Below are 25,123 nucleotides of genomic sequence, written 5' to 3'. Positions count from 1 at the left end.
TGTTGGTTATGTGGCGCCCATACCTGTAGCGACGGGGCTTGCCCTCGTGCCGATCAGTTAAGGCGAAACCGGATCCCTGCGGCGCCTTCACTGACGGGATTTAGATTTGCCCACAAAAAAGCCCCACCAGGCACCAAGCCGGGCGGGGCTTCAATAACACCAAACCCTACTTAAGCAACATTCATAGTCCGGTGCGTATCAATCAAATGCTGCACCACACCCGGATCCGCCAGGGTCGAGATATCCCCCAACCCCTCATACTCCGCCGTCGCAATCTTGCGCAGAATCCGGCGCATGATCTTGCCCGAACGGGTCTTCGGCAGTCCCGGTGCCCACTGGATCACATCCGGCGAAGCGATCGGCCCGATCTCCTTGCGCACCCAGTTCTTCAGCTCCAGGCGCAGCTGCTCGCTCGGATCTTCACCGGCATTCAAGGTCACATAGACATAAATCCCCTGCCCCTTGATGTCATGCGGTACACCCACCACCGCCGCCTCGGCGACTTTCGGGTGAGCGACCATCGCCGATTCAATCTCGGCCGTCCCCATACGGTGGCCGGACACGTTCAGCACGTCGTCCACACGCCCGGTGATCCAGTAGTAACCATCGGCATCACGACGGGCACCGTCACCGGTGAAGTACATGCCGCGGAAGGTCTTGAAGTAGGTATCGACGAAACGATCGTGATCGCCGTACAGGGTACGCGCCTGGCCTGGCCACGAATCGAGAATCACCAGGTTGCCCTCGGCCTCGCCTTCGATGATGTTGCCCAGGTTGTCCACCAGCGCCGGCACCACGCCAAAGAACGGACGCGCCGCGGAACCCGGCTTCATCGCATGGGCACCCGGCAGCGGGCTCATCATGTTGCCGCCGGTTTCGGTCTGCCACCAGGTATCGACGATCGGGCAACGGGACTTGCCGACGTTCTTGTAGTACCAGTCCCAGGCCTCAGGGTTGATCGGCTCGCCCACCGAACCCAGCAGACGCAGGCTGCTGCCATCGGCGCCTTCGACGGCGGCGGTGCCGGCGGCCATCATCGCGCGGATCGCGGTCGGTGCGGTGTAGAGGATGTTGACCTTGTGCTTGTCGACGATCTTCGCCACCCGGGTGATGTCCGGATAGTTCGGCACGCCTTCGAACAGCAGCGTGGTCGCGCCGTTGGCCAGCGGGCCGTAGACGATGTAGCTGTGGCCGGTGACCCAACCCACGTCAGCGGTGCACCAGTAGATTTCGCCCGGACGGTAGTCGAACACGCGCTCATGGGTCATGGCCGCGTACAACAGATAGCCGCCGGTGGTGTGCTGCACACCCTTCGGTTTGCCGGTGGAACCGGAGGTGTAGAGGATGAACAGCGCTTCTTCGGCGCCCATCTCTTTCGGCGCGCAAACGGTGCCGGCCACTTTCATCAGGTCTTCGAACCAGATGTCGCGATGCTGGTTCCACTTGATGTCGCCACCGGTGCGCTTGCACACGATGACCTTCTGGATGCTGTTGGTTTCCGGGTTGGTCAGGGCGTCGTCGACGTTGGCCTTGAGCGAGATCTTCTTGCCGGCACGAATGCCTTCGTCGGCAGTGATCACCACTTTCGAGCGGCAGTCGATGATGCGACCGGCCAGGGCTTCCGGCGAGAAGCCGCCGAAGACTACCGAGTGAATCGCGCCGATCCGGGTACAGGCCAGCATGGCGACCACAGCTTCAGGGATCATCGGCATATAGATAGTCACCACGTCGCCGCGGTGCACGTCCTGGCCACGCAGGGCGTTGGCGAACTTGCAGACTTGTTCGTGCAGTTCGCGGTAGGTGATGTTGCGGCTTTCGGAAGGGTCATCGCCTTCCCAGATGATGGCGACCTGATCGCCACGCTCGGCCAGGTGACGGTCCAGGCAGTTGTAGGAAACGTTCAGGGTGCCATCGGCGAACCACTTGATATCGACATGGTGATCGTCGAAAGAGGTTTGCTTGACCGTGGTGAAAGGCTTGATCCAGTCGAGACGCTTGGCTTGCTCGCGCCAGAAACCGTCCGGGTTGACGACCGACTGCTGGTACATGGCCTTGTAGGTCGCCTCGTCAGTCAGCGTATTGGCCAGAACCTCGGGACGAACGGGATACAGAGAAGCCGCACTCATCTTTCTTACCTCGGTGGAATAGTTGTTTTTGTATGGCACCCGTTTTATCCGGGCGGGGCCTATAGAACCATTCGACGATGGTAGTAACAAGCCCATACAAAATGTCCTGAATAGCCCCCACCTTCCCACACCAGAGCCCCCGCGTCGTACCCCAAATGGGCTATACACCCCAGCCTCCACCACCTGTAGGAGCTGCCGAAGGCTGCGATCTTTTGATCTTGCTCTTCCCTCTACCCCCCAAATCAAAATCAAAAGATCGCGGCCTCCGGCAGCTCCTACACCCCACCCCGCGAAGGATTGTTACAAAATCCATCAAAGGTGTTTATCAAAACCCCACCTATATGAATCCCACCCCCATCCCTAAAATTCACCTCGCCAACCCGGCAACCGAGTTAACACGTTACAGCCCCCACGAAGGCAGTTAACCCAAACCCAAGTAGTGCAGTTACACACGCAACCCCAAAAAGGTTGCGTGACCCCTTTCGCCCTCAAAAAGGTAAAAATCAGATGAAAGCTTTATTGGTTCTGGCCCTCTCAAGCCTGTGCGCAACCGCCATGGCAGACGAGATCCAGACTGATGTCGCGCAGCAACAACCGGCCATCGAGCAATACACTTACTCCATGAACCTGGACATCGCCAAAGTTATCTCCATGAGCGAAGTGCCCAATGTTTGTGAAGTTATCCCGGCCAAAATGGAATATGACGACTCCAAGGGCCAACGCCATATTCTGCGTTACAGCGTCATGGGTAACGGCTGCTCCGGCGGCTGATCCAACTGCACTTTGCCCCCACACCAAACCCGCTTTTATGCAGCAGCTGGCGAAGCCTGCGTCCGGCTGCGCAGCAGTCGCAAAACCTGCGCACGCGGTCTACCTGAAAACCGCATTTGCCGACTTTGCGACTGCTTCGCAGCCGGACGCAGGCTTCGCCAGCTGCTACAGGGTCGCGCGTAGCCTTCAAGAGGGTCGAATTCACGCATTTTCAGTCGAACGCAGTAGTGTCTGGAGCGGTGAAAAGCCAAGAAAAAACACAACATGTAGTAAAAAACTGCTTTTTCTGCTCATTTTTTAAGCAAAACCTGAGTCAAGCGATTTTTCCGAAAAAAATTCTTCTCCCGGCAAAGCCCCATAAACCCTCGCTCTGGCCGAAAAACCTGCCCTCTCGGCCGCTCCATGCGCGGATTCGCCCCACCACGGCCGAAAAAATTTCCCTATAATGCCGCCCTATACGGGTCTGCAATATTCCCTTACAGGGACGGCAGCCAGTCTGAAGCCCACGCCGAAGCCTTCATCGACTTCAGCGCCCCTCAGAGGCTCTCGGAACCCGGACGAAATCATGTTTGTTTGCTCGCGCACAACGCGACAAAGAACGCTATCCAACGCGGCCAGTACGGCGTGTGAAAAACAGACCATCCAATTCACACGGGCAACTGGCCCTCACGCAGGAGACGACACGTCATGCTGAGCTGGGACGAATTCGACAAAGAAGACACGGAAGTAGCGGCCAAGAGCACCAACGCAGGCCAAGCCGCCGAAGCCACCATGGACCGTCTCGACAGCGCTGGCGGTGCCGCGGCCCTGGAAGCCCGTGCCGTGACCGCCGCTGACTCCGCCGCCGTCGCCCGCGCCAAAGCCGCCCTGGACTCCCTCGACGTCGCCGAAGGCCTCGCTGAACTCGAAGGCGCCTCCGCCCGTGTTGCCGTCGACGAAAAGCGCATGATCAACTGCCGCGCCGACCTCAACCAACTCGTACCCTTCAAGTACGACTGGGCCTGGCAGAAGTACCTGGACGGCTGCGCAAACCACTGGATGCCGCAAGAAGTCAACATGACCGCCGACATCGCCCTCTGGAAAAACCCGGAAGGCCTGACCGACGACGAGCGCCGCATCGTGATGCGCAACCTCGGCTTCTTCTCCACCGCCGACTCCCTGGTGGCCAACAACCTGGCCCTGGCCGTGTACCGCCTGATCACCAACCCGGAATGCCGCCAGTACATCCTGCGCCAGGCGTTCGAAGAGGCGATCCACACCCACGCCTACCAGTACTGCATCGAATCGCTGGCCATGGATGAAGGCGAGATCTTCAACATGTACCACGAGATCCCATCGGTCGCGAAAAAAGCCACCTGGGGCCTCAAGTACACCCGCTCGATCTCCGACCCGCAGTTCAACACCGGCACCGTCGAAACCGACAAAGAGCTGCTGCGCAACCTGATCGCCTACTACTGCGTTCTGGAAGGCATCTTCTTCTACTGCGGCTTCACCCAAATCCTCTCCATGGGCCGCCGCAACAAAATGACCGGCGTCGCCGAGCAGTTCCAATACATCCTGCGCGACGAATCCATGCACCTGAACTTCGGTATCGACGTGATCAACCAGATCAAAATCGAAAACCCGCACCTGTGGGATGCCGAAATGAAGGAAGAAGCCTCGCAGATGATTCTGCAGGGTACTCAGCTGGAGATCGAATACGCGCGTGACACCATGCCTCGCGGTGTGCTGGGCATGAACGCGGCGATGATGGAGGACTACCTGAAGTTCATCGCTAACCGTCGGTTGTCGCAGATTGGTTTGAAGGAAGAGTATCCAGGGACTACTAACCCGTTCCCTTGGATGAGCGAGATTATGGACTTGAAGAAAGAGAAGAATTTCTTTGAGACGAGGGTGATTGAGTATCAGACTGGTGGGGCGTTGAGCTGGGATTGATTCCTGAGTTCACTGCGATTTGGCGACTTAAATCGCCAAATCAAGCCTTCAAAAGCCCCGATCTGATCGGGGCTTTTTTATTGCGTAAGAAATTTCCTACCCACAAACGCGCCATTAGCCAAATCTCCTACAGAAACTCCAGCACGGTCCGTATTGAGAGCCAACTCAGGTAGCTCTAATCTCTGTGCAGGTGCCTAAGAAACGCCCAACGTAGAAACTGACTTCATCACATCGAGCGCATGCTGGTATCAGCCATGAATGCGCTATGTGTAGAAGGGATGGTTTGTTGGGATTTCTTACATCCTCTACGTCGGGTTCCGGCCCTTTTCAACTTTGCACGTAGAGGTAATGGATATGCCTGCAAAAACACCACAACCTTCGGTCTTGCCTGAGCCATACCGCTCGACAGTATTCACCCGCCATAACCTCCCCCTCCATGCCCTCCTTCTTGAAAACCAACCATGGTTTTGTGCCCGCGATATCGGTCGGTTGATGGGCGTTCATCTGAGTGATCGCATGGTCAGCAAGCTGGATAAGGATCAGCGTCGTATTTTGTGCATCGAGTATTTTCGCAAGCCAGAAAATCAGTTGATGCTTAGCGAGTCTGGGGTGTACGCGTTGCTGGTCTATCACTACGTGCCGGGGAATCGCTTATTGCGTGAGTGGTTGACCCATCAGGTGGTGCCGGCCTTGCGTGATGCAAAATCCTCGGAAGACTCGGATCGACCGAAGTTAAGTATGTTGGGTTGGCCGGAGATGTCGCTGCCCCTGTTGCATTGGCAGGATGAGGGCTGGATTAGGTTGCGAGACATGCCGTATTGGTTGAACGATCAGACGCAGCGACAGGCAACTGTGGCTAAGCCTTGGTGGCGGAAAGTAGCTCAGGTGTTTCGGTCGTCGAATCATTTGATGGGTTGAATGTAAATATAGGGACGATCCCAATCCAACTCGCTAATTCTGTGAAAACCACTCTGTATCGTCCGAGGGTCCGACCCTCGGCGATCTTATGAGCAGCAACCGATTAGCACTTCTGAGATCAAACGGGTTTAGCCGACCTGCTACAGCACGCAGCTCAATCAGGCTCAATTGCTAATAACCGTTGTTTCAGACTCTCATTCAGCAACGCTCCGTGCACTCCAGAATGGATTTCACGATGGCAACTTGGGCAGATAGCCCCCACATAACGAGGGTGGTCTAAACCACCATCTGAGAGGCGATTTACGTGATGCGGCTCTAGGTACGGGGTCCCATCTTTTTTGGTAAAAGGAGCCGGCTTTTCACAGCTTTCGCACTGCCCCTTGGCACGCATCAACACATAGTGCGAAACCTTTCGGCTGCGCTGATAGATCTTGCGCGGAGCAGACTTACCTAAATCATCGTTGCTTGGTTTACAAGCAGCCAGAGCTGCCGAACGTGCGGTAACTAGAGAATCGGAAAGGTCAGCCTCTTCCTCATCCGGTTCTTCAGGCTGAATTTCTTCAGCAGGAACTCCGACAGGGACTAACCGAAAAACAATCGCCGTCCGATCCTGGCCCTTCAGATCCGGCTGCGTCCGTTCAAACATGTCGGCGCAAGAAAACTCACCCATGTATTCGTTGCCCTTGCCTTTACCGAGGGATCTAAACAAGTGCAGCGCTCGGCCATCTACGGCATGTTCAGCGATGGCCCGGTTGCCTCGGATCAATGTCATAGGCCCGAGTTGTCCTTCACCGGTATACAGATAAGCGCCGTTATCCCAATCGTCGGCATACCCGTACTGCTCACCACTATCGCCAGTGAACAAAAATATCGCAGGGTAGGATGCGGACGCTGCGATGCCGCTTTGCAAGCTGCCTCCGAATGGCCCATTGATCTCAGTTTTTCGGTCGTAAACAGCGCCCGGCGTGAACTGCAATACAGGCTCACCCTCCCCTCGCGGCAACTCCACAATTGTGAAGCCTCGCTTTTTTAAGTAACTGTTGGTCGGATGGCCTCCTGAAAATTTTCCTACGGCAATGCCGGTAGCCAAAGAGACGATTTTCTTTGCCGGGTAGATCTGACCGCCCTCATGGACAGCGTAACGGTGAGCTAGGTTAGCTTCCCAGCCTTGCCACTCACTCCTAATCCGAAATTTACGATCAAACTCCTGCAAGGCTTTGTCTATTCGTTCCTTCGAAACCGCTTTGATCATCACCACGGGAGCTGCCCTTTATCGTCAATGGCTGTAGGAATTTTCCTATCCTGAGCCAAAGTTCAAAAGGGTTTCAATACGTAACACGGCGAAAAGCCACTATTTCTTAGCGCTATCGCTAAATAGCGTTTACTTAGGTCACAACCCCGCCACCAGCAATGGTTCGTCAAGTTCGGCAAGCGAGCGAAAATGATAAATGTCAGATGCCTAGCGGTGTCCTTAATTTTTCGCGAGCAAGCTCGATCCTACAGGTGGGTAGGACCGGTGATGTGTCTTCGTTTTCGAAATTTATTGAAACAGTGAGTGCAGTCAACGTCACCGACGGCTATTAATACCCTTCCCTCCTCACGGACCGAGCCCCATGAAATTCGACCTCGCCTACTGCCAAAGCCTCGACACCAAACTGTCGATCTACGACGTACGCGATCTCAATTTCGACGAGACCATCGCCTTCGATTCCACCAAGGAACACTTCCAGTGCCCCAACGACGCCTGTCGTTCGGCGTTCGATGTGGCGAATGTGCTGACGACGTTTAACGCCAAGAACGTGAATTACGTTCGCACCCCGCACTTCAAGAACACGCCCAGTACGCGGCATGTGGCGGATTGTCCTTATGTCAGTCTCAAGGCACCGGCGTCGGGGGTGGAGGGGGAAACGGATGACGGGCGTGAGGAGCATTTTCCGTCGGAGTTGTTGCTGACTCGGCGTCAGTATGTGCGCAAGCCGCCGAGCCCTGCGGGGGTGGCGCAGGATGTTTCAGAGGCACCGAAGGCTGCTTCTGTGGCTGACAACACGGAGCACCCGAGCCGCGAATCGGCGCCGGACAAGACCAGTGTGTTTGCCCATCCTGTGGAGTGTTTTGTTTCCAATTTCGAGGACAAGGAGCTGCTCAAGCGCATGCCGTTGAAGATCGGTGAGCACACGGCCAGTTACGCCTCGTTCTTCAAGAAGATCGAGTATCTGCAGGACAACAAGGGGTTGGTTTACTGGGGCCGGATCAAGGAGATCAAGGATTACACCCAGAGCTTTCGCATCGATTTCGAGAGGAAAGCGTGGTTCGAGAAGAAGCCGTATTCGGTCAATGTTTACCTGAGCAAGAAGCTGATCGAGGGCTACCGCAAGCGCAAGGCGTTTCTGGAGGAGATCAAGCATGCCATCGAGAGTGAGGCCGAGTTGTATTGCTTCTTTTATGGCGTGACGCCGGCGTTGAAGCAGGTGCCGAGCAAGAAAAACCCAGAGCAGACGTTCGGGGTGTTCAGTGCCGATATTGAGAACCTGGATCACTTTATTGTGCGGGAGGCGCCGGGGTTGGAGGGGTAACCGGGTTCGTCGACTGAGCAGGTCCCTGTAGCAGCTGGCGAAGCCTGCGCCCGGCTGCGAAGCAGTCGTGAAGTCGGTTGGTGCGGTGTGTCAGGTGAACCTCGTCATCAGGTTTTGCGACTGCTTCGCAGCCGGACGCAGGCTTCGCCAGCTGCTACAGGGACGGTAGTGGCTTTTAGAAAAATTCGAACCGTTCTTCTCTCACGTCCCGCGAGTCCAGGCCGATCATCACGCTGAACGCTCCCGCCTCCGCCGCGTATTCCAGTTTTGCGTTGTAGAACTTGAGGTCCTGTTCGCTCAGGTTGAAGTACACGGTCTTTTCTTCCCCCGGTTGCAGCATGATTTTTCGATAGCGCTTGAGCTCTTTGACGGGGCGGCTGATGGTGGCGCTGATGTCGCGGATGTAGAGCTGGACCACGGTGGCGCCGGCGCGGGGGCCGGTGTTTTTCACCGCGACGCTGGCGCCCAGGACTTCGCCGCGCTTGAGGCTGCGTCGGGTCAGGGTGATGGGCGAGACGCTGAATTGGGTGTAGCTCAGGCCGAAGCCGAATGGATAGAGCGGGCCGTTTTCTTCATCGAAATAGCGTGAGTCTTGCGCTCGTGGTTCATCGAGTCGGATGGGGCGGTTGGTGTTCAGGTGGTTGTAGTACGTAGGAACCTGCCCCACCGAGCGTGGGAAAGTGATGGGCAGCTTGCCGGACGGGTTGTAGTCGCCGAACAGGACGTCGGCGATGGCGTTGCCGCCTTCGGTGCCGCTGTACCAGGTTTCGAGCACAGCGTCGGCCATGTCGTGTTCCTTGCCGATGGACAGCGGGCGGCCGTTCATCAAGACCAGTACTAACGGTTTACCGGTGGCCTTGAGCGCCTGGACCAATCGCGCCTGGTAACCCGGCAGGCCGAGGCTTGAGCGACTGGCGCCTTCGTAGGACATGCCGCGCGACTCGCCCACGACGGCCACGACCACGTCGGCCCGGCGTGCGATGTCCACGGCTTCCTGCAGCATGCTGGTGGGTGAGCGCGGGTCGACTTCCACGTCGGCGGGGTTGGCGCCGGGGGCGTTGAGGTAGCCGAGGATTCGTGGGTCGTCGGTGACGTCCGCGCCTCGTGCGTACAGCAGGTGGTCGGGGCCGCCGAGGGCGTTGGCGATGCCGTCGTACACCGACACCGCCTGCGACGAGGTCGCGATGGAACTCCAGTTGCCCAGCATGTCGAGCCGGCTTTTGGCCAGCGGCCCGACGACGGCGATCGTCGTGGATTTGTCGAGGGGCAGGACGTTGCACTGGTTTTTCAGTAGCACGAGGCTTTTTCGCGCGACGTCCCGGGCTTCGGCGCGGTGCAGTCGGCTTTCGGCGAGGATGTCTTCGGGGTCGCCGCTGGCCGTGCCGATGCGCAGGTAGGGATCGGCGAACAGGCCCATGTCGTACTTGGCGCCGAGGACTTCTCTGACAGCAGAGTCGACCTCTTCCTGCGAGACCGCGCCGGATTGCAACAGGCCGGGCAGTTCGTCGCGGAACAGTGTGTCGGACATACTCATGTTGAGCCCGGCCTTGATCGCCAGCATCGCCGCCTCGCGCCCGGTGCTGGCCACGCCATGGCTGACCAGATCGGCCACGGCGTTGAAGTCGCTGATGATCAAGCCTTTGAAGCGCCATTGCTGGCGCAGCAGATCGCGGATCAGCCAGGTGTTAGAGGTGGCCGGGATGCCGTTGATGGCGATGTAGGTCAGCATCATGGCGCCGACGCCGGCCCGCACCGCCGCGCGATACGGCGGCAGGTAGTCCTGATACATGCGCGGCAGGCTCATATCGACCGAGTTGTAGTCCCGCCCGCCCTCGGCGGCGCCGTACAGCGCGAAGTGTTTGGCGCTGGCCATGACGTTGCCGGCCACACTCAGGTTGCTGCCCTGCAACGCCTCGACCATGGTTGCGGTGTAGCGCCCGGAGAGCCAGGCGTCTTCGCCCCAGCCTTCGGATGCCCGACCCCAGCGCGGGTCACGGGTAATGTCGACCATGGGCGAAAACACCATGTCCAGGCCGTCGTCGCTGGCCTCTTGCGCGGCGGTGCGGCCAGCGAGGGCGATGGCGTCGGTGTCCCAGGTGGAAGCCAGGCCGATGCCGATCGGAAAAATCGTACGGTGGCCGTGGATAACGTCGTAGGCAAAAAACAGCGGGATCTTCAGGCGGCTGCGCATGGCGGCGTCCTGAAATTCGCGCAAGTCCGCGCGACCCACCGCGTAGAAGATGCCACCGACTTGGGATTTGGCCGCCTCTTGCAGCAGTTGTTCGCGCGGGGATTGCACCCCGATGCAGTTCAGCCGCAACTGGCCGATTTTTTCTTCCGGCGTCATTTGCTTGAGCAGGTTTTCGATGAAGTGGACTTTGGCGGACGCCGACGTCTGCTCTGCGTTTCCTTGCGCCAGAACCAGCTCGCTCGCCAGGAGCGTCATGAGGATCAGCCAGGCAGTTTTGCGCATCGTCTTCCGTCCCGAGGGGCCTGCCTGTTCAGCGTCCCTCATCCGCAAGACAGCGTCTACTGTCATTTGTGACAGGTGTGAATGACTTTTTTCGGTGGCTGCGGGCGCTTACCGTCCGTCTGGTGAGAGGGCGTGATCTGAAAAATCAATTTGCTCCGGACTCAAAACAACTGTACAAAAACACAGTATATTTTTTCCGACACCCCCGAGCCCGGAGAACACCATGGCCTCTCAAGCGATGAAAATCACCCTGGAACGTATCGCCCTTTTCCAATTCACCCCCACCCACTGCGCCCAAGCCCGAGCGATGCTGGGCTGGAGTGTGGAAGAGCTGTCCCGGGAAGCCGGGGTTTCGGTGGAGGCCATCGAGCGGTTCGAGGCCAAGCGTGAAGTGCTGGATGTTACGCGGCTGACGTTGGCGTATCGGTTTGAGGCGGAAGGGTTGGTGTTCTTCCCCGGGTTTGCGCCGGGACGTGGGATGAATGTGAAGGGCTCGACGCCGAATCCGATGGCGCGGGCGGATTTTGCGATGGTTGAGTGAGGTGGTTCATCGATTGACGCAGATCGTCGTCAAGTCGGCCCCCCGATCAAGAAAAGGGGGCCGGATTGAGGTGGTGTTCAGTTGAGAAGTCAGGGTTTGAAGGCAGGTGTCCGTCGCGCATTGGCCAGCTGTTCATACCCATACGCCAATGCCAGCAACCGGGCCTCACTCCACCTAGGACCGAAGAAGAAGATCGAGGTGGGCACGCCTTCTTCGTCGATTCCCGAAGGCACCATGATGCCGGGGTAGCCTGCCAGCGGCACGACGTTCATGGCAGCGGAACCGACGTCGGAGACGAGGGCGTCCAGTTGATGGGTGGTCAGCAATTCATCGATGGCCGCCGCATTTTCACCCTGGATTTTCCGCCAAAGCTGGTTGTAGGTTTTCTCGTCAAATACGACCTCCTTCGCGGCGAGCAATGTGCTTTGCCCACGGCCTTCGGTGTTGGCGGCGTTGAACAGCAAAAGGTCTTCCATCGTCTGGGCAGGTATACACATTCGAGTCGCGAGGTAACGAGGCAGGTCGCGTTTGATGCCCATGAAGAACGCCTCGTCTACGCGCTCGGAGCGTGGGTCGGTCAGGTCCACGGGGATCAAGGTCGCGCCGGCGGACTGCATGAGTTCCAGGGCTTTGGAGAATTGAGGGTCGATCAGCAGCGGCAGGTTGCCGCGGTCGAATTTGGCGGGGTAGCCGATGCGTTTGCCAACCAGTGAGCCTGGGCGCAACAGGGCGGTGTAATCCACGCCTTTGAGTTCACGGGGCTTTTGTATCGGGTCGGCGGGATCGTCTACCGCCATGGCATTCAACAACAAGGCTGCGTCGCGCACGGTGCGTGCCATGGGGCCGGGTGTGTCGAGCTTCTGGGTGACAGGGATGATGCCGCTGCGGCTCAACAGGCCGACCGTGGGTTTGATGCCCACCACGCCGTTGAAAGACGCCGGGCAGATGATCGAGCCGGCGGTTTCGGTGCCGACGGTCAAAGGCGCAAAACCTGCTGCGACTGCCGCAGCTGAGCCCGAACTGGAACCGCAGGGATCACCGCTCAACAGATGCGGATTTTTGGTTTGCCCACCGCGCCCGCTCCAACCGCTGGGAATGGCCGGGTCACGAAAATTGGCCCACTCGCTGAGATTGGTTTTACCGAGAATCACCGCGCCGGCCGCCCTGAGGCGTTGCACGATGAAGGCGTCCTGCGCGGCGGGTTGCCCGACCATGGCCAGTGAACCGGCGCTGGTCTGCATCTCATCGGAGGTGTCGATGTTGTCCTTGAGCAATACCGGGATGCCATGCAGCGGTCCACGGATGTAACCGCCCTTTCGCTCCTGGTCCATTGCCTCGGCCATGGCCAGGGCATCGGGATTGAGTTCGATCACCGCGTTGATCTTCGGACCGTTCCTGTCCAGTTTTTCCACGCGCTCAAGCAGGTGCTGCACCAGTGTGGCGGAGGTCAGTTGACCGCGATCCATCCACTGATTGATTTCATCGACGCTCAAATACTCGAGCCTGGTTTCAGGGGCGGCGGTCGCTGTATTCATGAGCATCGACAGCAGCGCAACTCCGGTCAGCCGCTTCATGCGGCCATTCAACTTTACGTCCATGTGAACATCCTTGATGACTGATAACGGGCGAGTGATTTCACCCGGTTTTCAGCCTACCGAAGCGGCGGGAATTGTCCGTCATCCCCGCCCGCAACCGCTCGTACGAATGCTCAGCCCAGTCTGTAGTCGCCTTAGCCGACGCTCTGTTGATCCTCATAAACATGCTGCTCAACCGCCAGCCACCAGGCCTCGCCCCGCCGTGGGTGCATCAGGTTGAAAGCCTCGCCCATTTGCGGCGTGGTGATCGACACGCTGCGCTCCCAGGCCAGGGCGAGGATGCGGTCGAAAGGCTCGTACCAGGCATGCATCGACAGATCGAACGTGCCGTTGTGGATCGGCAAGAGCCAGCGGCCTTTGAGGTCGATGTGAGCCTGCAGGGTTTGCTCAGGCTGCATGTGCACGTGTGGCCAATCGACGTTGTAGGCGCCGGTTTCCATCAGGGTCAGGTCGAACGGGCCGTACTGTTCGCCGATGCGCTTGAAGCCGTCGAAGTAGCCGCTGTCGCCGCTGAAGAAGATCCGCGTGTCGCCGTCGATCATCACCCACGAAGCCCAGAGGGTGCTGTTGCCATCGAACAGGCCACGGCCGGAAAAGTGTTGCGACGGCGTGGCGACAAAACGCAGGCCATCGACGTCGGTGCCCTGCCACCAATCCAGTTGCCGCACCTTGCTGGCGTCGATTCCCCATTTGATCAGGGTGTCGCCCACACCCAGCGGCGTCAGGAAGTATTTAGTCTTGTCGGCAAGTCGCAGCACCGCCTGATGGTCCAGGTGGTCGTAGTGATCGTGGGAAAGGATCACCGCTTCGATAGGCGGCAATTGCTCAAGGCTGATGGGCGGCTGGTGAAAGCGCTTGGGACCGGCCCATTGCACGGGCGAGGCGCGCTCGGCGAACACCGGGTCGGTGATCCAGAACTTGTCGCGCAGTTTGAGCAGCACCGTGGAATGACCGAGGCGATAGACGCTGTGGTTCGGCGCGGCGATCAGCGCGGCCTGGGTCAGGGGCTGCACCGGCACCGGCGCGCTGGGACGGGTGTCGCTGGGTTTGTGGAAAATCACGTTCCACATGATGCGCAGGGTTTTGCGAAAGCCTTCGCGCTTGACCGGCGCGTGGTTGCGGTATTGCCCTTCTGTGTGACGGGAAGCTTCAGGTGTGGCAGCGATGTCCGCTGGGGAATTGGGATGGGCCATGACTGAATGACTCCAGAAAAGCCGCAAGTCTGGCGACTTTCCGTTAGGGACTGTAAATGGCCAAGGCACGCACGCATCAGCCGAACGCTCTATTTTTTCTGTGCAGGATTAACAAAACATTACACTACACAGTGTACTTTCAAGGTTGCATCAAAGCCGCCGACAAGTAAACTGCTGAGTGTAATTTTCCGAAAAACCCTGCCGAAGCGTATTTATGACAGCTCCACAGCGCCTCACCGACCGTAAACGCGAAGCGATCATTCAGGCCGCGATCGCCGAATTCCGTACCAACGGTTTCGACATCACCAGCATGGACAGGATCGCCGCCACCGCCGGCGTGTCGAAGCGCACGGTGTACAACCATTTCCCCAGCAAGGAAGAGTTGTTCGCCGAGATCCTCAATCAGTTATGGGCTCGCATCAAAGCTGAACAGGAACCGCCCTACCACCCCGATCAGCCGCTACGTAAACAGATGCGTCCGCTGTTGCTGGCCAAACTGCAGATGCTGGGCGATGAAAACTTCCTGAACCTGGCGCGGGTGGCCATCGGCGCGGCCATTCACTCCCCCGAGCGAGCGCAGAGCATGGTGGCGCGCATGGGTGAGCACGAAGAAAGCCTGACCGCATGGATTCGCGCCGCCCAGGCCGATGGAAGGCTCAAGCCGGTCGCCCCCGATTTCGCCGCCCAGCAGATCCACGGCCTGCTCAAGTCCTTCGCCTTCTGGCCGCAGATTTCCATGGGCATGCCAGGGTTGTCGGCGCCGGAGCGGGAGACGGTGGTGGAGTCGGCGCTGGATATGTTCCTGGCCTGTTATCAAGTGCAATAAATGACATGGTTTCGAAGATGATTGGCCGCGCGGGTCACTGAAAATCCAGCGCGGCCAATGTGTTTCAGGATGAAACTGGCGTCGGACTATAGTGAATCTCAGTCCCCCGCGACCTTCAGAGATCATCATGAGCCACGAACCCAACGACAACGCCCCTGTCGATCACCTGCGTTTCCTTCATCCCCATGCCCACCTGGGCCCCACCTTCGGCACCGACAAATTTGCCCTGCGGGCCGAAGCCTTCGCCCGGTTCTTCGGCACCCCGACCTTCCTCGGCGCGCAGACCATTGTCGTGGTGGTGTGGGTGTGCCTGAACCTGTTCGGCGTCACTCACTTCGACGTCTATCCGTTCATCCTCCTGAATCTGGCATTCAGCCTGCAATCGGCCTATGCCGCGCCGCTGATCTTGCTGGCCCAGACCCGTCAGGCGGCGCGGGACAAGGCCCAGTCGGAAGCCGATGCGAAACACCGCGAAGAGTTGGCGGTCATCAACAGTCAGCGTCAGGTGCAAGCGGCGCAGAACACCGCGCAGTTGCTGCAACTGCTTGAGCAGAACACCCTCCTGACGCAAATGACCAAGGAACTGACCGAGCGCATCGAAAGCCTGACCTCGGAGATGCATCAGCATTTCGTGCGCAAGGATGAGCTCAAATAGCCTCAGGGCAACTTCAACGCCCGCCCCAGTTCGTCGAACAGCGTCACCACCGAACGCAAGGCGCGGCAATCCGGGCGGGTCAGCAGCCACAGCGCGGTGTCGTACCCGTCCAGCGGATCGCTGAGCGCCTGCAAATCCTCGCCGATCAGGAAGTCCGGCAGCGCCGCCACGCCCAATCCCGCCCGCACCAGTTCAGTCACCGAGAGCATGCTGTTGCAGCGATAACCCGGCATCACGCCCGGCAACGCCTGACGACGCCAGGCCACGGTCGGATGATCAGGAAGAAAGTCATCCGGGGCGATCCAGGTCAATGCGGCCAGGTCCGTGGCGTCGACCGATTGCAGATAACCCTTGCTGGCACACACCCGATAGGAAATGTCCGCCAGACGCCGCCCCACCAGATGTTCCGGCGGCGTGCGGGTCAGACGCAGGGCGATGTCGGCATCGCGGCGGCTGAGGTTGGCGAAATCGTTGGACGTGCTGAGTTCGATGGTCAGCGCCGGATAGTTGGGCATGAACTGCGCCAGCGCCGGCAACAGCAAGCCTTGCAGGACCGAATCGGTACAGGTCAGGCGCACGGTGCCGCTGATGACTTCACCGCCCTGCTCCACACCAATGCGCGCCGCTTCCAGTGCCTGTTCGGCCCGCTCCGCCTGCTCGGCCAAGGCCTGCGCCAAGGTGGTCGGCAGGTAACCGGCACGGCTCTTTTCGAACAGTTGCTGGCCCAGGGCGCCTTCCAGCCGGCGCACGGCGCGAAAGACCGTCGACACATCCACTTTCATCAGCTGTGAGGCCCGGGCCAGAGACCCGCCACGCACAAGCGCGAGGATCAGGGCGAGGTCGGGGTAGTCCAGCCGATAGTGCGTCGGTGCATTGATCACTTGGGAAATCGCCCATATTGAGTGCGTCAACGCCAATTTATAGTGGGCCTCGGCAATCAACAAGCGCAGAGGTCTCTCATGGAAAATCGCGTCATTCGTATCGCGCTGATCGGCGACTACGATCCGCAAGTCACCGCCCACCAGGCTATCCCCGTGGCCCTCGGCCTGGCCGCTGAACACAGTGGCCGCAAAGTGCAGGGAGAGTGGCTGGGCACCGACAGCATTCATGCAGACACCGCGCTCGATGAATACGATGGATTCTGGTGCGTGCCGGCCAGCCCCTATCGCAGCATGGACGGCGCGTTACGGGCGATTCGCTTTGCCCGTGAACAGAGGCGGCCTTTTCTGGGGACCTGCGGTGGGTTTCAGCATGCGGTGTTGGAATATGCGCGCAATGTGTTGGGCTGGGCGGATGCCGAGCATGGCGAGACGACGCCCGATGCCGAACGGGTGGTGATTGCGCCGCTCACCTGTTCGTTGGTGGAAGCGGTGGATGGCATTCGGTTACGGGAAGGTTCGTTGATCCAGAGGGCGTATGAAACGTCCGAGATTCGTGAAGGATATCGCTGTCGATACGGCGTGAATCCGGCGTTTGAGCAGGCGTTGCTGGGAGATGACCTACAGGCTGTGGGGCACGATTCCGAGCAGGAGTTGCGCGCGGTGGAACTCAAGGGGCATCCGTTTTTTGTTGCCACGCTGTTCCAGCCGGAGCGTGCGGCGCTCGAGGGTACGCTGCCGCCGTTGGTTCGGGCGCTGGTCGAGGCTTGTGCGGAGCGCAGATCATGATGGCCAATACGCCGCCAGCGCCTTACTACGCGGTGATCTTTACCTCGCTGCGCACCGAGGGGGATCAGGGGTATGCCGAAGCTGCCGCGAGGATGGTGGAGCTGGCGCGAGAGCAGCCGGGGATTCTGGGGGTGGAGTCGGCGCGGGGGGAGGATGGGTTGGGGATTACGGTGTCGTATTGGGACAGTGAGGCGGCGATTCTGGCGTGGAAGCATCATCCGGAGCACAGTGCGATTCGCGAGCGCGGGCGGTTGACCTGGTATGCGCGGTGTCATACCCGGGTGTGTCGGGTTGAGCGGGCTTACGAGTTCAGTCTGTAGGTTTTTTAGTGGTCTTGAGGCCGTTTTCGCGAGCAAGCCCGCTCACACAGTGGACCGCGCTCGACAGAACAACTCGGTCAACTGTGGAGCGGGCCTGCTCGCGAAGAGGCCAGCAGCATCACCGCAAACTTTCAGCCTTGCACTAGCTGACGAACCGCGGAAATCTCCGGCACTTCCCGCCGATTCATGTACACCCGCAACGGCTCGGTGATGTTGATCCGCTCATCGATGTTCTGATCCAGCAACAACTGAATCAACGCCCGCTTGAGGGTCATGGTGGAATCGGGCCCGGCGCCCCAGACAAATTCACTGGCCGCAATGATGCCGTCATCGGCCACATCCATCCCGAACGAATCCTCACTGAAACGCACGATGTAGTGCCCGGTCTTGCGATTAAGGCCCACAAAACCCTGGAGCTGGTCGGCGGCCTGGCAGATGAGTTGGGAAGTGATGCGCATGGTCAACCTCCCGAAAAAGTGATCTTCGGTTAACACGCAAAGTCAGCGGCTTTTCCCTCTGCCGGGGAAATGTCCGGGGACCAGATTACGGCAAACGAACGCACGAAAGCTGTGATCAACATCAGCTTTATGTCGGTTTCGCGATAGCGCCCGACACGCTCAGTTGTTAAAAGGGACGTCTTTGAACGCTTCGCGAAAGGATCTCGACCATGCCTGCAACCTTCACCAAAAGCACTTTGCTGCTGAGCCTGTTGCTCGGCCTGACTCAGTTTCAAGCCCAGGCCGCCACCGCGCCCAGCCCCGCCGCTCTGGCCACGCGCCTGGGCATTCCCAACCCGGCGGTGATCGCCCACCGGGGCGCGTCCTTCGATGCGCCGGAGTCCACCGCCGCCGCTTACAAAACCGCCCGCGACCTGGGCGCCGATTACCTGGAGCTCGACCTGCAACGCAGCAAGGACGGCGTGCTCTTCGCCCTGCACGACAACAACCTGCAACGCACCACCGACGTCGCCACCAAATTCCCCGAGCGCAAGGACAGCCCGGCCAATGCCTTCACCATGGCCGAGCTGAAAACCCTGGACGCCGGGAGCTGGTTCAACACTGCCTACCCCGATCGCGCGCGGCCTTCGTTTGCGGGGCTGAAGATCCTGACCCTCGATGAAATCATCGACATCGCCCAGGGCAATCCGCTGCACCAGCCGGGGCTGTACATCGAGACCAAGGAGCCGAAGCAGTTTCCCGGGATCGAGCATGATCTGAAGATGAAACTCCAGGACCGTGGCTGGCTGAGCCCGGCAGGTTCCAAGCTGGGCAAGAGCGAACTGGCGGTCGGTCAAGGCAAAGGCAAGGTGGTGTTGCAGACCTTCGAGAAGAGCAGCCTGGAGCTGCTGCAAAAGGAAATGCCGAAGGTGCCGAAGATCCTGTTGCTGTGGGTTGGCGAAGGCAATATCGAGCCGGCGTCGAAGGTTGCCTTTGCCGAGTCCGGCGAGAAGGACAAGGCGGCTTACTACGCCAAACAGCAGCCCAAGGACAAGGCGGAATTCCATCGTTGGGTGGATTACGCCAAGGCGCAGGGCGCGATCGGTACCGGGCCATCGGCGGCGCTGACCAAGGGGGGCGATCAGAGCTATGCGGATCTGGTGCAGCCGTGGATGAACCAGTACACCCATGACCAGGGGATGCTGGTGCATGTCTATACCGTGGATGATGCGGTGGATTATCAGAAGGTGATGGACGCCGGGGTCGACGGGATCTTCACCAACCGCGCGGCGGAGTTGTTGAAGTTCTACAAGCGGCCGGCTGCGGCGAGTGTGGGGCAGGTGTTGCAGAACAACGGTTACTGATCCGGGACCGCGGTGACTGCATCGCGAGCAGGCTCGCACACAATGACCGCACCCTTCTGTGTAGGAGCTGTCGAGTGAAACGAGGCTGCGATCTTTTGATTTTAAAAATCAAGATCAAAAGACCGCAGCCTGCGGCAGCGCCTACAGAGGACGGATTTAAGGGTGGATTAAGTTACGCGAGCTAATCTGATCTCACCTAAACAAATCACCAAGGAAAGACGCTCATGAAGACTTTGACCGCCCTGTTCGCCGCTGCAACCCTGACCCTCGGCGCCGGTTTTGCCCAGGCCGCCGATGTGCCTGTCGACCAGATCCCTCAACTGGTCAAGGCCGGCACGATCAAGCCACTGGAAGAGTTGAACCAGATCATTATGAAGCTGCACCCGAACTCGACCATCACCGACAGCGACCTGGACAAGCACACCGATCGCTATGAGTACGAAACCGAACTCACCGATGCCCAAGGTGTTAAATGGGAAGTCGAACTGAACGCTGCCACCGGTGAAGTCCTGAAAAACAAAAAGGACTGACACGATCCCTTGTAGCAGCTGGCGAAGCCTGCGTTCGGCTGCGAAGCAGTCGTAAAACCGGTATGCGGTGTCTACCTGATACACCGCGCGCACTGACTTTACGACTGCTACGCAGCCGGACGCAGGCTTCGCCAGCTGCTACAAAAAGCGTGTTCATCGACGCGTAAAAAAGCCGCACGACTTTGAAATCGTGCGGCTTTTTTACGCGTCTGAAAAACCAATCAGGCCGTGGTACTGACCATCGATCCCGACGTGCTGGAACCGGTGTCCTGCAACGCCTGCAACAACGCCGCCGCAGCGCTCTGCAACGACGCGGCAGTGGCCGAGATCTGCGACTGTATCGCGGCGACTTCAGCGGTCTTGGCCGACTCATCTTCGCGCTTGGCCTGGGCCGCTTGCAGTTGCTGCTGTTGTTCCTGCATCTGCTTTTGCAGCTCGGCGATCTGCTTGCGCAGCTCTTTCACCGCATCGGATTCTTCGCTGCTGGAGCTGCTGTCACCCGATGCCGGCGCACCGCCTGCCGGGCCGGCCTTGGTGCTGTCGGTGGAGGCACCGGAAGCAGCGGCGGCAGTCGTTGCAGTAGTGTCTTCGGTGTCGGTGCTGCTGGCGACGCTGGTCGATGTGCTCAACGTAGTTTGTGGGATGCTGATGTTGGTGATGCTGACCATGGTGGTGCTCCGCTATGGGTTCAGGTTCACCGGATCATCGACACGCGCGGCGCGCATTTGAGATCGACTGTGTACCGACTCGGTAAGCAAGTCGGTACACAGCGGTTTTCATCAGGCGCTCAAGCGCGCCGTCACCTCGTTCAGTTCCCCTGACAGGCCATGCAGGTTGTTGCTCGCCGCTTCCGTGCGCTGCACGTTGTCCAGGTTGGTGCTGGCGATGCTGGTGATCTCGGTGAGGTTGCGCGAGATGTCTTCGGCCACCGAGGTCTGCTCCTCGGCGGCGGTAGCGATCTGGCGGTTCATGTCGCGGATGGCTTCGACGGCCAGGGTGATGCGCTCGAGCATGGCGCCGGCTTCGGTCACCTGCTGCACGCTTTCCTCGCTGCGCGACTGGCCGCTTTCGATCGCCTGGGCGGCGTCCACCGCGCCGGTCTGCACGGTCTGGATGATCTGGTTGATCTCGATGATCGACGCCGCCGTGCGCTGGGCCAGGCTGCGCACTTCATCGGCCACCACCGCAAAACCGCGCCCGGCTTCACCGGCACGGGCCGCTTCGATGGCGGCGTTGAGTGCCAGCAGGTTGGTCTGCTCGGCGATGCCACGAATCACTTCAAGCACTTTGCCGATGCGCCCGCTGTCGGTTTCCAGCTGGCGAATCACTGCGGCGGTGTTGGCGATTTCACCGCTCATGCGGGTGATGATGTGGATGGTGCCCTGCATGACTTTTTCGCCCTGCTGCGCCGACTGATCGGCATCGTCGGCGGCACGCGCGGCATCGGCGGCATGACGGGCGACTTCCTGCGCGGTGGCGGACATTTCGTTCATCGCCGTGGCCACCTGATCGGTGCGGTTGAACTGCTCGCTGGTGCCGTTGGCCATGACCGTGGCGATGGCGTTCAACTCGCCGCTGGCGCTGTCCAGATTCGACGCGCTGCGCTGCAGGCGATTGAAGGTTTCGGCGAGGAAATCGCGCAAGGTGTTGGCGGCCATCGCCAGTTTGCCCAGTTCGTCCTGACGGTTGCTGCTGACGCGATCGGCAAACTTGCCCTGGCTCAGCTGCGCCACGTATTCGATCAGACGGCGGATCGGCTCGACCAGGTTGCGGTTGACCAGCCACAGGCTCAACAGGCCGATCAACAGCCCCGACACCAGCATCACGATGATCCCCAGCAGCACGGTGCGGTCGGCACTGGCGCTGATCAGCGTCGATTGTTCAGCGCCCTGCTTGCGCAACTCGCTGACCAGCTCGCTCATCTGCTCGCTGGCGGCGCGGTCCACGCCCTTGACCGCCGTGTCGCCCGCCGTCGGATCGCCACCGGCGGCCACGTAGGCATCGCGACCCCTGCGATAGGCGTCGCCCAACTGGCGATGTTCGTCACGCAGGCGCTCGATGCGGGTCTTGAGCGACAGCTCGATCCCCTTCTGCCCCGCCAGTTCACCGAGGATGCGCTGCACATCGGCCTGACGCTCCTCGAACTGCTTCCAGTACTTATCCAGGTCCGCCGGTTGCTTACCGCGCAACAGGACGTTTTTCCACTCTTGCACCTGCACCTTGAATTGCAGGTTGGCTTCATCGATCAATTGTGAGGTGTGCAGCGGCCCTTCGATCAGCCTGGCGTAGCTCTGCACGCCGTTGGACAGAAAGTGAAAACAGGCCAGGGCGATCAACAGCATCGCGATCAGGCTGCCGCTCAACAGGGCGAGAATTTGCGCTCTCAAGGACTTTTGCAAAAACATCGGAATGTACTCATGGCGGGAATGAGACACGCCCGGTGAAGGCGTGAAAAGTGTCCGGACATCCGTGTCTGCGACGTCGGCCAAAGGCCGTGGGCGCGCAATGTAACCTTCGCGTAATCGGCGTGCCAGAGCGGTTCTTGAGCCTATCCTGACGACCGGTATGGCAATCGTTTGCATTCACTTTCTCGTCACAAAACCGTCATCAAGCCTTGCGATGATCTGGCTTACGTGAACCCGAAAATCAGCGGCAGGCATCCTCCCTTGCGAGCCCTCATGAACCACAGCTTCGATCAAATTCATCGCGATCCGGATCTGTTCGGCCTGTTGTACGGTTTCAGTTTTCGCCCCGGTGAGCGCGGGCGGGAAATCGATTCGGCCGAGGCCTTGCGGTGCTTGCAACAACCTGAGGAAAGCGAAGACTTTCTCTGGCTGCACCTGAACCTCGCCCACGCTGCGTGCGAGCGCTGGATGAAGAGCCATCTGGAATTGCCCGACGAGTTTTTCGAAGCCCTGCACGAAGGTTCGCGCTCGACGCGGATCGAGCATGTGGATTCGGCGCTGCTGGCGGTGGTCAACGACGTGGTGTTCAACCTCAGCAGCATGGTCTCGTCGGATGTCTCGACGCTGTGGGTGTGCGTGCGCAGCAAGCTGATCATCAGCGCGCGCCTGCAACCGCTGCATTCGGTGGACAAGTTGCGTTCGTCGGTGAAGGCTGGCGAGCGCTTTCGCTCGCCGCTGGAATTGCTGGTGCACCTGCTACGCGACCAGGGCGAAGTGCTGACCCAGATCGTGCGCAAGACCAGCCTGAGCGTCGATCAGGTGGAGGACGAATTGCTGTCTTCGCGCCTGTCGACCAACCGCGCCGAGCTGGGCGCCAACCGTCGGGTGTTGGTGCGCCTGCAACGCCTGCTGGCACTGGAGCCGGGTTCGCTGCTGCGCCTGCTCAACCGGCCGCCACCGTGGCTGCAAAAGGACGACGTCAAGGAGTTGCGCAAATCCACCGAAGAGTTCGCGCTGATCATCAACGACCTGACGGCCCTCGGTGAGCGGATCAAATTGCTCCAGGAAGAAATCGCCGCCAACGTCAATGAGCAAAGTAACCGCACCCTGTTCACCCTGACGGTGGTCACGGTGCTGGCGCTGCCGATCAACATCATTGCCGGCTTCTTCGGCATGAACGTGGGCGGCGTGCCGCTGGCGCAGGATCCGGAAGGGTTCTGGATTCTGGTGGCGCTGGTGGCGACCTTTACGGTGCTGGCGGGGCGTTGGGCGTTTCGCAAGTGGCAGGATTATTAAGATCAAAAGATCGCAGCCTGCGGCAGCTCCTGCAGAGAGAGGGGGTTATGCGCTGCGCATCACCATCCGAGCCCGCATCACGTCGTACGCCAAGTGGTAGATGTAGGTGTACGGCAGAAAAAACAGCAACACGCCGATATCCAGCAAGAACGCCTGCCACAGGCTGATGTTCAGCCACCAAGCAATCAGCGGCACGCCCAGCGCCACCAAGCCTCCCTCGAACAGCAGCGCATGCACCACCCGCGTCCAGGCGTTGTGGGTGATGGAAAAGCGCTTGAGCACACGGTCGAAGTAGCCGTTGAACACGACGTTCCACGCCAGCGCCAGCGCGGCCATGGCGATGGTCACCACGCCCATGTCGAGCATCGGCTTGTCCATGATCCACGCCAGCAACGGGGTACAGATCAGGATCGCGAGCAGTTCGAAACCGATGGCCTGGAAAATACGTTCAGTGATGGATTTGTTGGCAGTCATGACCGACTCCCTCAAGTGGGTATGGTTGCCATGGTCCGACATCACACCGATACTTCATAACCAATAACCATCGATCAAGGCGATAGTTCATGGCTTCCCAGGAAGTGTTGCAGGCGTTCGTCCAAGCGGCGACCCAGGGCTCGTTTTCCGCGGCGGCGCGCAAATTGGGCCGCAGTCAGTCCACCGTCAGCGCGGCGGTGGCGAGCCTTGAGATCGATCTGAACCTGACGCTGTTCGACCGCAGCAGCCGCAAACCCACCCTCACCCCCGCCGGGCACGTGATGCTGCAACGGGCCGAAGAGATCCTTGCCGCCACCAGTCGTCTGGAAATGACGGCCAGCCAGCTGTCCCAAGGGGTCGAGGCGAAGCTGACGGTGGCGTTGTCCGATACCTATCAGTCCGACCGCTTCGAAGCGGCGCTCAGTGCGTTCGAGCAGCGTTATCCGGACCTGGAGTTGGAGTGCCTGATCGCTGAATGCGATGACCTGGTGGCATTGGTGCAGAGCGGTCGGGCGAATGTGGCGTTTGCCGAGATGCAGGAGAGTTATCCGCCGGATCTGGTGAACTCGACGGTGGACGAGCGCACGGAAATCGCCCTGTTCGTCTCGCCTGCACATCCGTTGGCGGCGACGGCCGATATCGATCAGGACGTGTTGCAACAGCACCGGGAATTGCGCCTGGCGACCATCGTCAATCCCTATGAAAGCCGCGCCAGGGGCCGGGTCTGGTCGGCGCCGAGTTACCTGATGCTGCTGGAAATGGCTCAGGGCGGATTCGGCTGGGCGCCGCTGCCGCGCTGGCTGGTGGAGCGGTTTGGGCCGGGGACGTTGCAGGAGCTTGAGGTGCGCGGGTGGCCGAAGACGGTGTATGTGGATGCGCTGTGGTCGCGGCTCAATCCGCCGGGGCCGGCGGGGAGTTGGTTGCTGGGGAAGATGCTGGAGTGAAGATCAAAAGATCGCAGCCTTCGGCGGGACTGTCAGATTTTTTGTGTGCGGGCCGGTAACGGCCTGCCGTCTGGCAGGCC

General features: G+C 59.6%; 23 protein-coding genes. 13 read left to right on the top strand and 10 right to left on the bottom strand.

What is annotated here, in order from left to right; translation table 11 throughout:
* Positions 1-170: 170 nt before the first annotated feature.
* Positions 171-2,126 carry an acetate--CoA ligase gene (gene acs / locus HNO86_RS24790; RefSeq protein WP_175379556.1) on the bottom strand — a complete coding sequence of 652 codons (1,956 nt, stop codon included), beginning with the start codon at positions 2,124-2,126 and terminating at the stop codon, positions 171-173.
* 507 nt (positions 2,127-2,633) lie between these two features.
* Between acs and HNO86_RS24785 the strand changes: the two genes are divergently transcribed.
* From HNO86_RS24785 to HNO86_RS24775, 3 genes are all read left to right on the top strand, one after another.
* Positions 2,634-2,897, top strand: coding sequence for a DUF2790 domain-containing protein (locus HNO86_RS24785; protein WP_175379555.1), 264 nt, complete (start codon positions 2,634-2,636; stop codon positions 2,895-2,897).
* Positions 2,898-3,584: 687 nt separating this feature from the next.
* The gene (locus tag HNO86_RS24780) at positions 3,585-4,832 is read left to right on the top strand and encodes a ribonucleotide-diphosphate reductase subunit beta (protein WP_175379554.1); all 1,248 of its coding nucleotides are present in this window, start codon (positions 3,585-3,587) and stop codon (positions 4,830-4,832) included.
* A 354-nt stretch (positions 4,833-5,186) separates the two neighbouring features.
* The gene (locus HNO86_RS24775) at positions 5,187-5,750 is read left to right on the top strand and encodes a Bro-N domain-containing protein (RefSeq protein ID WP_175379577.1); all 564 of its coding nucleotides are present in this window, start codon (positions 5,187-5,189) and stop codon (positions 5,748-5,750) included.
* Between the two features lie 154 nt (positions 5,751-5,904).
* Here the strand turns inward: HNO86_RS24775 and HNO86_RS24770 are convergent, their stop codons facing one another.
* Positions 5,905-7,002, bottom strand: coding sequence for an HNH endonuclease signature motif containing protein (locus tag HNO86_RS24770; RefSeq protein WP_178131331.1), 1,098 nt, complete (start codon positions 7,000-7,002; stop codon positions 5,905-5,907).
* Positions 7,003-7,363: 361 nt separating this feature from the next.
* On the opposite strand from HNO86_RS24770, the gene HNO86_RS24765 reads away from it, so the two are divergent.
* A complete protein-coding gene (locus HNO86_RS24765) occupies positions 7,364-8,323 on the top strand; it encodes a hypothetical protein (RefSeq protein WP_175379553.1) in 960 nt (319 codons plus the stop codon).
* Between the two features lie 175 nt (positions 8,324-8,498).
* On the opposite strand, the gene bglX is transcribed toward HNO86_RS24765, so the two are convergent.
* Positions 8,499-10,796 carry a beta-glucosidase BglX gene (gene bglX / locus HNO86_RS24760; protein WP_175379552.1) on the bottom strand — a complete coding sequence of 766 codons (2,298 nt, stop codon included), beginning with the start codon at positions 10,794-10,796 and terminating at the stop codon, positions 8,499-8,501.
* A 223-nt stretch (positions 10,797-11,019) separates the two neighbouring features.
* Here bglX and HNO86_RS24755 point away from each other — a divergent pair, with 223 nt between their 5' ends.
* Positions 11,020-11,337, top strand: a complete 318-nt coding sequence (locus HNO86_RS24755; RefSeq protein WP_175379551.1) for a helix-turn-helix transcriptional regulator — start codon at positions 11,020-11,022, stop codon at positions 11,335-11,337.
* Positions 11,338-11,426: 89 nt separating this feature from the next.
* Here the strand turns inward: HNO86_RS24755 and HNO86_RS24750 are convergent, their stop codons facing one another.
* Both HNO86_RS24750 and HNO86_RS24745 read right to left on the bottom strand, forming a co-directional pair.
* Positions 11,427-12,935, bottom strand: coding sequence for an amidase family protein (locus tag HNO86_RS24750; RefSeq protein WP_175379550.1), 1,509 nt, complete (start codon positions 12,933-12,935; stop codon positions 11,427-11,429).
* 131 nt (positions 12,936-13,066) lie between these two features.
* Entirely contained in the window at positions 13,067-14,125 is a 1,059-nt protein-coding gene (locus HNO86_RS24745) for an MBL fold metallo-hydrolase (RefSeq protein WP_175379549.1), read from the bottom strand.
* Positions 14,126-14,339: 214 nt separating this feature from the next.
* On the opposite strand from HNO86_RS24745, the gene HNO86_RS24740 reads away from it, so the two are divergent.
* Positions 14,340-14,951, top strand: coding sequence for a TetR/AcrR family transcriptional regulator (locus HNO86_RS24740; protein ID WP_175379548.1), 612 nt, complete (start codon positions 14,340-14,342; stop codon positions 14,949-14,951).
* A 127-nt stretch (positions 14,952-15,078) separates the two neighbouring features.
* Positions 15,079-15,606 (top strand): DUF1003 domain-containing protein, encoded by a 528-nt coding sequence (locus HNO86_RS24735; protein WP_175379547.1) that lies wholly within the window; start codon positions 15,079-15,081, stop codon positions 15,604-15,606.
* A gap of 2 nt (positions 15,607-15,608) precedes the next feature.
* Here the strand turns inward: HNO86_RS24735 and HNO86_RS24730 are convergent, their stop codons facing one another.
* Positions 15,609-16,550, bottom strand: a complete 942-nt coding sequence (locus HNO86_RS24730; protein WP_175379546.1) for a LysR family transcriptional regulator — start codon at positions 16,548-16,550, stop codon at positions 15,609-15,611.
* Positions 16,551-16,565: 15 nt separating this feature from the next.
* Between HNO86_RS24730 and HNO86_RS24725 the strand changes: the two genes are divergently transcribed.
* Positions 16,566-17,273: a CTP synthase gene (locus HNO86_RS24725; protein WP_175379545.1), complete on the top strand. Its 708-nt coding sequence runs from the start codon at positions 16,566-16,568 to the stop codon at positions 17,271-17,273.
* Positions 17,270-17,593 carry an antibiotic biosynthesis monooxygenase gene (locus HNO86_RS24720; protein ID WP_175379544.1) on the top strand — a complete coding sequence of 108 codons (324 nt, stop codon included), beginning with the start codon at positions 17,270-17,272 and terminating at the stop codon, positions 17,591-17,593. Before HNO86_RS24725 ends, HNO86_RS24720 begins: the two co-directional genes overlap by 4 nt.
* A gap of 131 nt (positions 17,594-17,724) precedes the next feature.
* Here HNO86_RS24720 and HNO86_RS24715 read toward each other — a convergent pair whose 3' ends face one another.
* Positions 17,725-18,051 carry a DUF2025 family protein gene (locus HNO86_RS24715; protein ID WP_175379543.1) on the bottom strand — a complete coding sequence of 109 codons (327 nt, stop codon included), beginning with the start codon at positions 18,049-18,051 and terminating at the stop codon, positions 17,725-17,727.
* Positions 18,052-18,260: 209 nt separating this feature from the next.
* Between HNO86_RS24715 and HNO86_RS24710 the strand changes: the two genes are divergently transcribed.
* Together HNO86_RS24710 and HNO86_RS24705 are read left to right on the top strand one after the other, a co-directional pair.
* Positions 18,261-19,394, top strand: a complete 1,134-nt coding sequence (locus HNO86_RS24710; protein WP_175379542.1) for a glycerophosphodiester phosphodiesterase — start codon at positions 18,261-18,263, stop codon at positions 19,392-19,394.
* 224 nt (positions 19,395-19,618) lie between these two features.
* Positions 19,619-19,924: a PepSY domain-containing protein gene (locus HNO86_RS24705; protein ID WP_175379541.1), complete on the top strand. Its 306-nt coding sequence runs from the start codon at positions 19,619-19,621 to the stop codon at positions 19,922-19,924.
* A 221-nt stretch (positions 19,925-20,145) separates the two neighbouring features.
* Here the strand turns inward: HNO86_RS24705 and HNO86_RS24700 are convergent, their stop codons facing one another.
* Positions 20,146-20,592, bottom strand: coding sequence for a hypothetical protein (locus HNO86_RS24700; protein WP_175379540.1), 447 nt, complete (start codon positions 20,590-20,592; stop codon positions 20,146-20,148).
* Positions 20,593-20,703: 111 nt separating this feature from the next.
* Entirely contained in the window at positions 20,704-22,329 is a 1,626-nt protein-coding gene (locus HNO86_RS24695; protein WP_175379539.1) for a methyl-accepting chemotaxis protein, read from the bottom strand.
* 273 nt (positions 22,330-22,602) lie between these two features.
* Here HNO86_RS24695 and HNO86_RS24690 point away from each other — a divergent pair, with 273 nt between their 5' ends.
* Complete coding sequence (locus HNO86_RS24690) at positions 22,603-23,625, top strand: transporter (protein ID WP_175379538.1); 1,023 nt, start codon at positions 22,603-22,605, stop codon at positions 23,623-23,625.
* A gap of 45 nt (positions 23,626-23,670) precedes the next feature.
* Here HNO86_RS24690 and HNO86_RS24685 read toward each other — a convergent pair whose 3' ends face one another.
* Positions 23,671-24,099 (bottom strand): multidrug/biocide efflux PACE transporter, encoded by a 429-nt coding sequence (locus HNO86_RS24685; RefSeq protein WP_175379537.1) that lies wholly within the window; start codon positions 24,097-24,099, stop codon positions 23,671-23,673.
* A gap of 89 nt (positions 24,100-24,188) precedes the next feature.
* Here HNO86_RS24685 and HNO86_RS24680 point away from each other — a divergent pair, with 89 nt between their 5' ends.
* Positions 24,189-25,043, top strand: a complete 855-nt coding sequence (locus HNO86_RS24680) for a LysR family transcriptional regulator (RefSeq protein WP_175379536.1) — start codon at positions 24,189-24,191, stop codon at positions 25,041-25,043.
* Positions 25,044-25,123: the final 80 nt, after the last annotated feature.

The organism is Pseudomonas sp. C1C7 (assembly GCF_013359595.1).
Classification (GTDB): domain Bacteria; phylum Pseudomonadota; class Gammaproteobacteria; order Pseudomonadales; family Pseudomonadaceae; genus Aquipseudomonas.
This window is presented reverse-complemented; position numbering and strand designations above follow the sequence as displayed.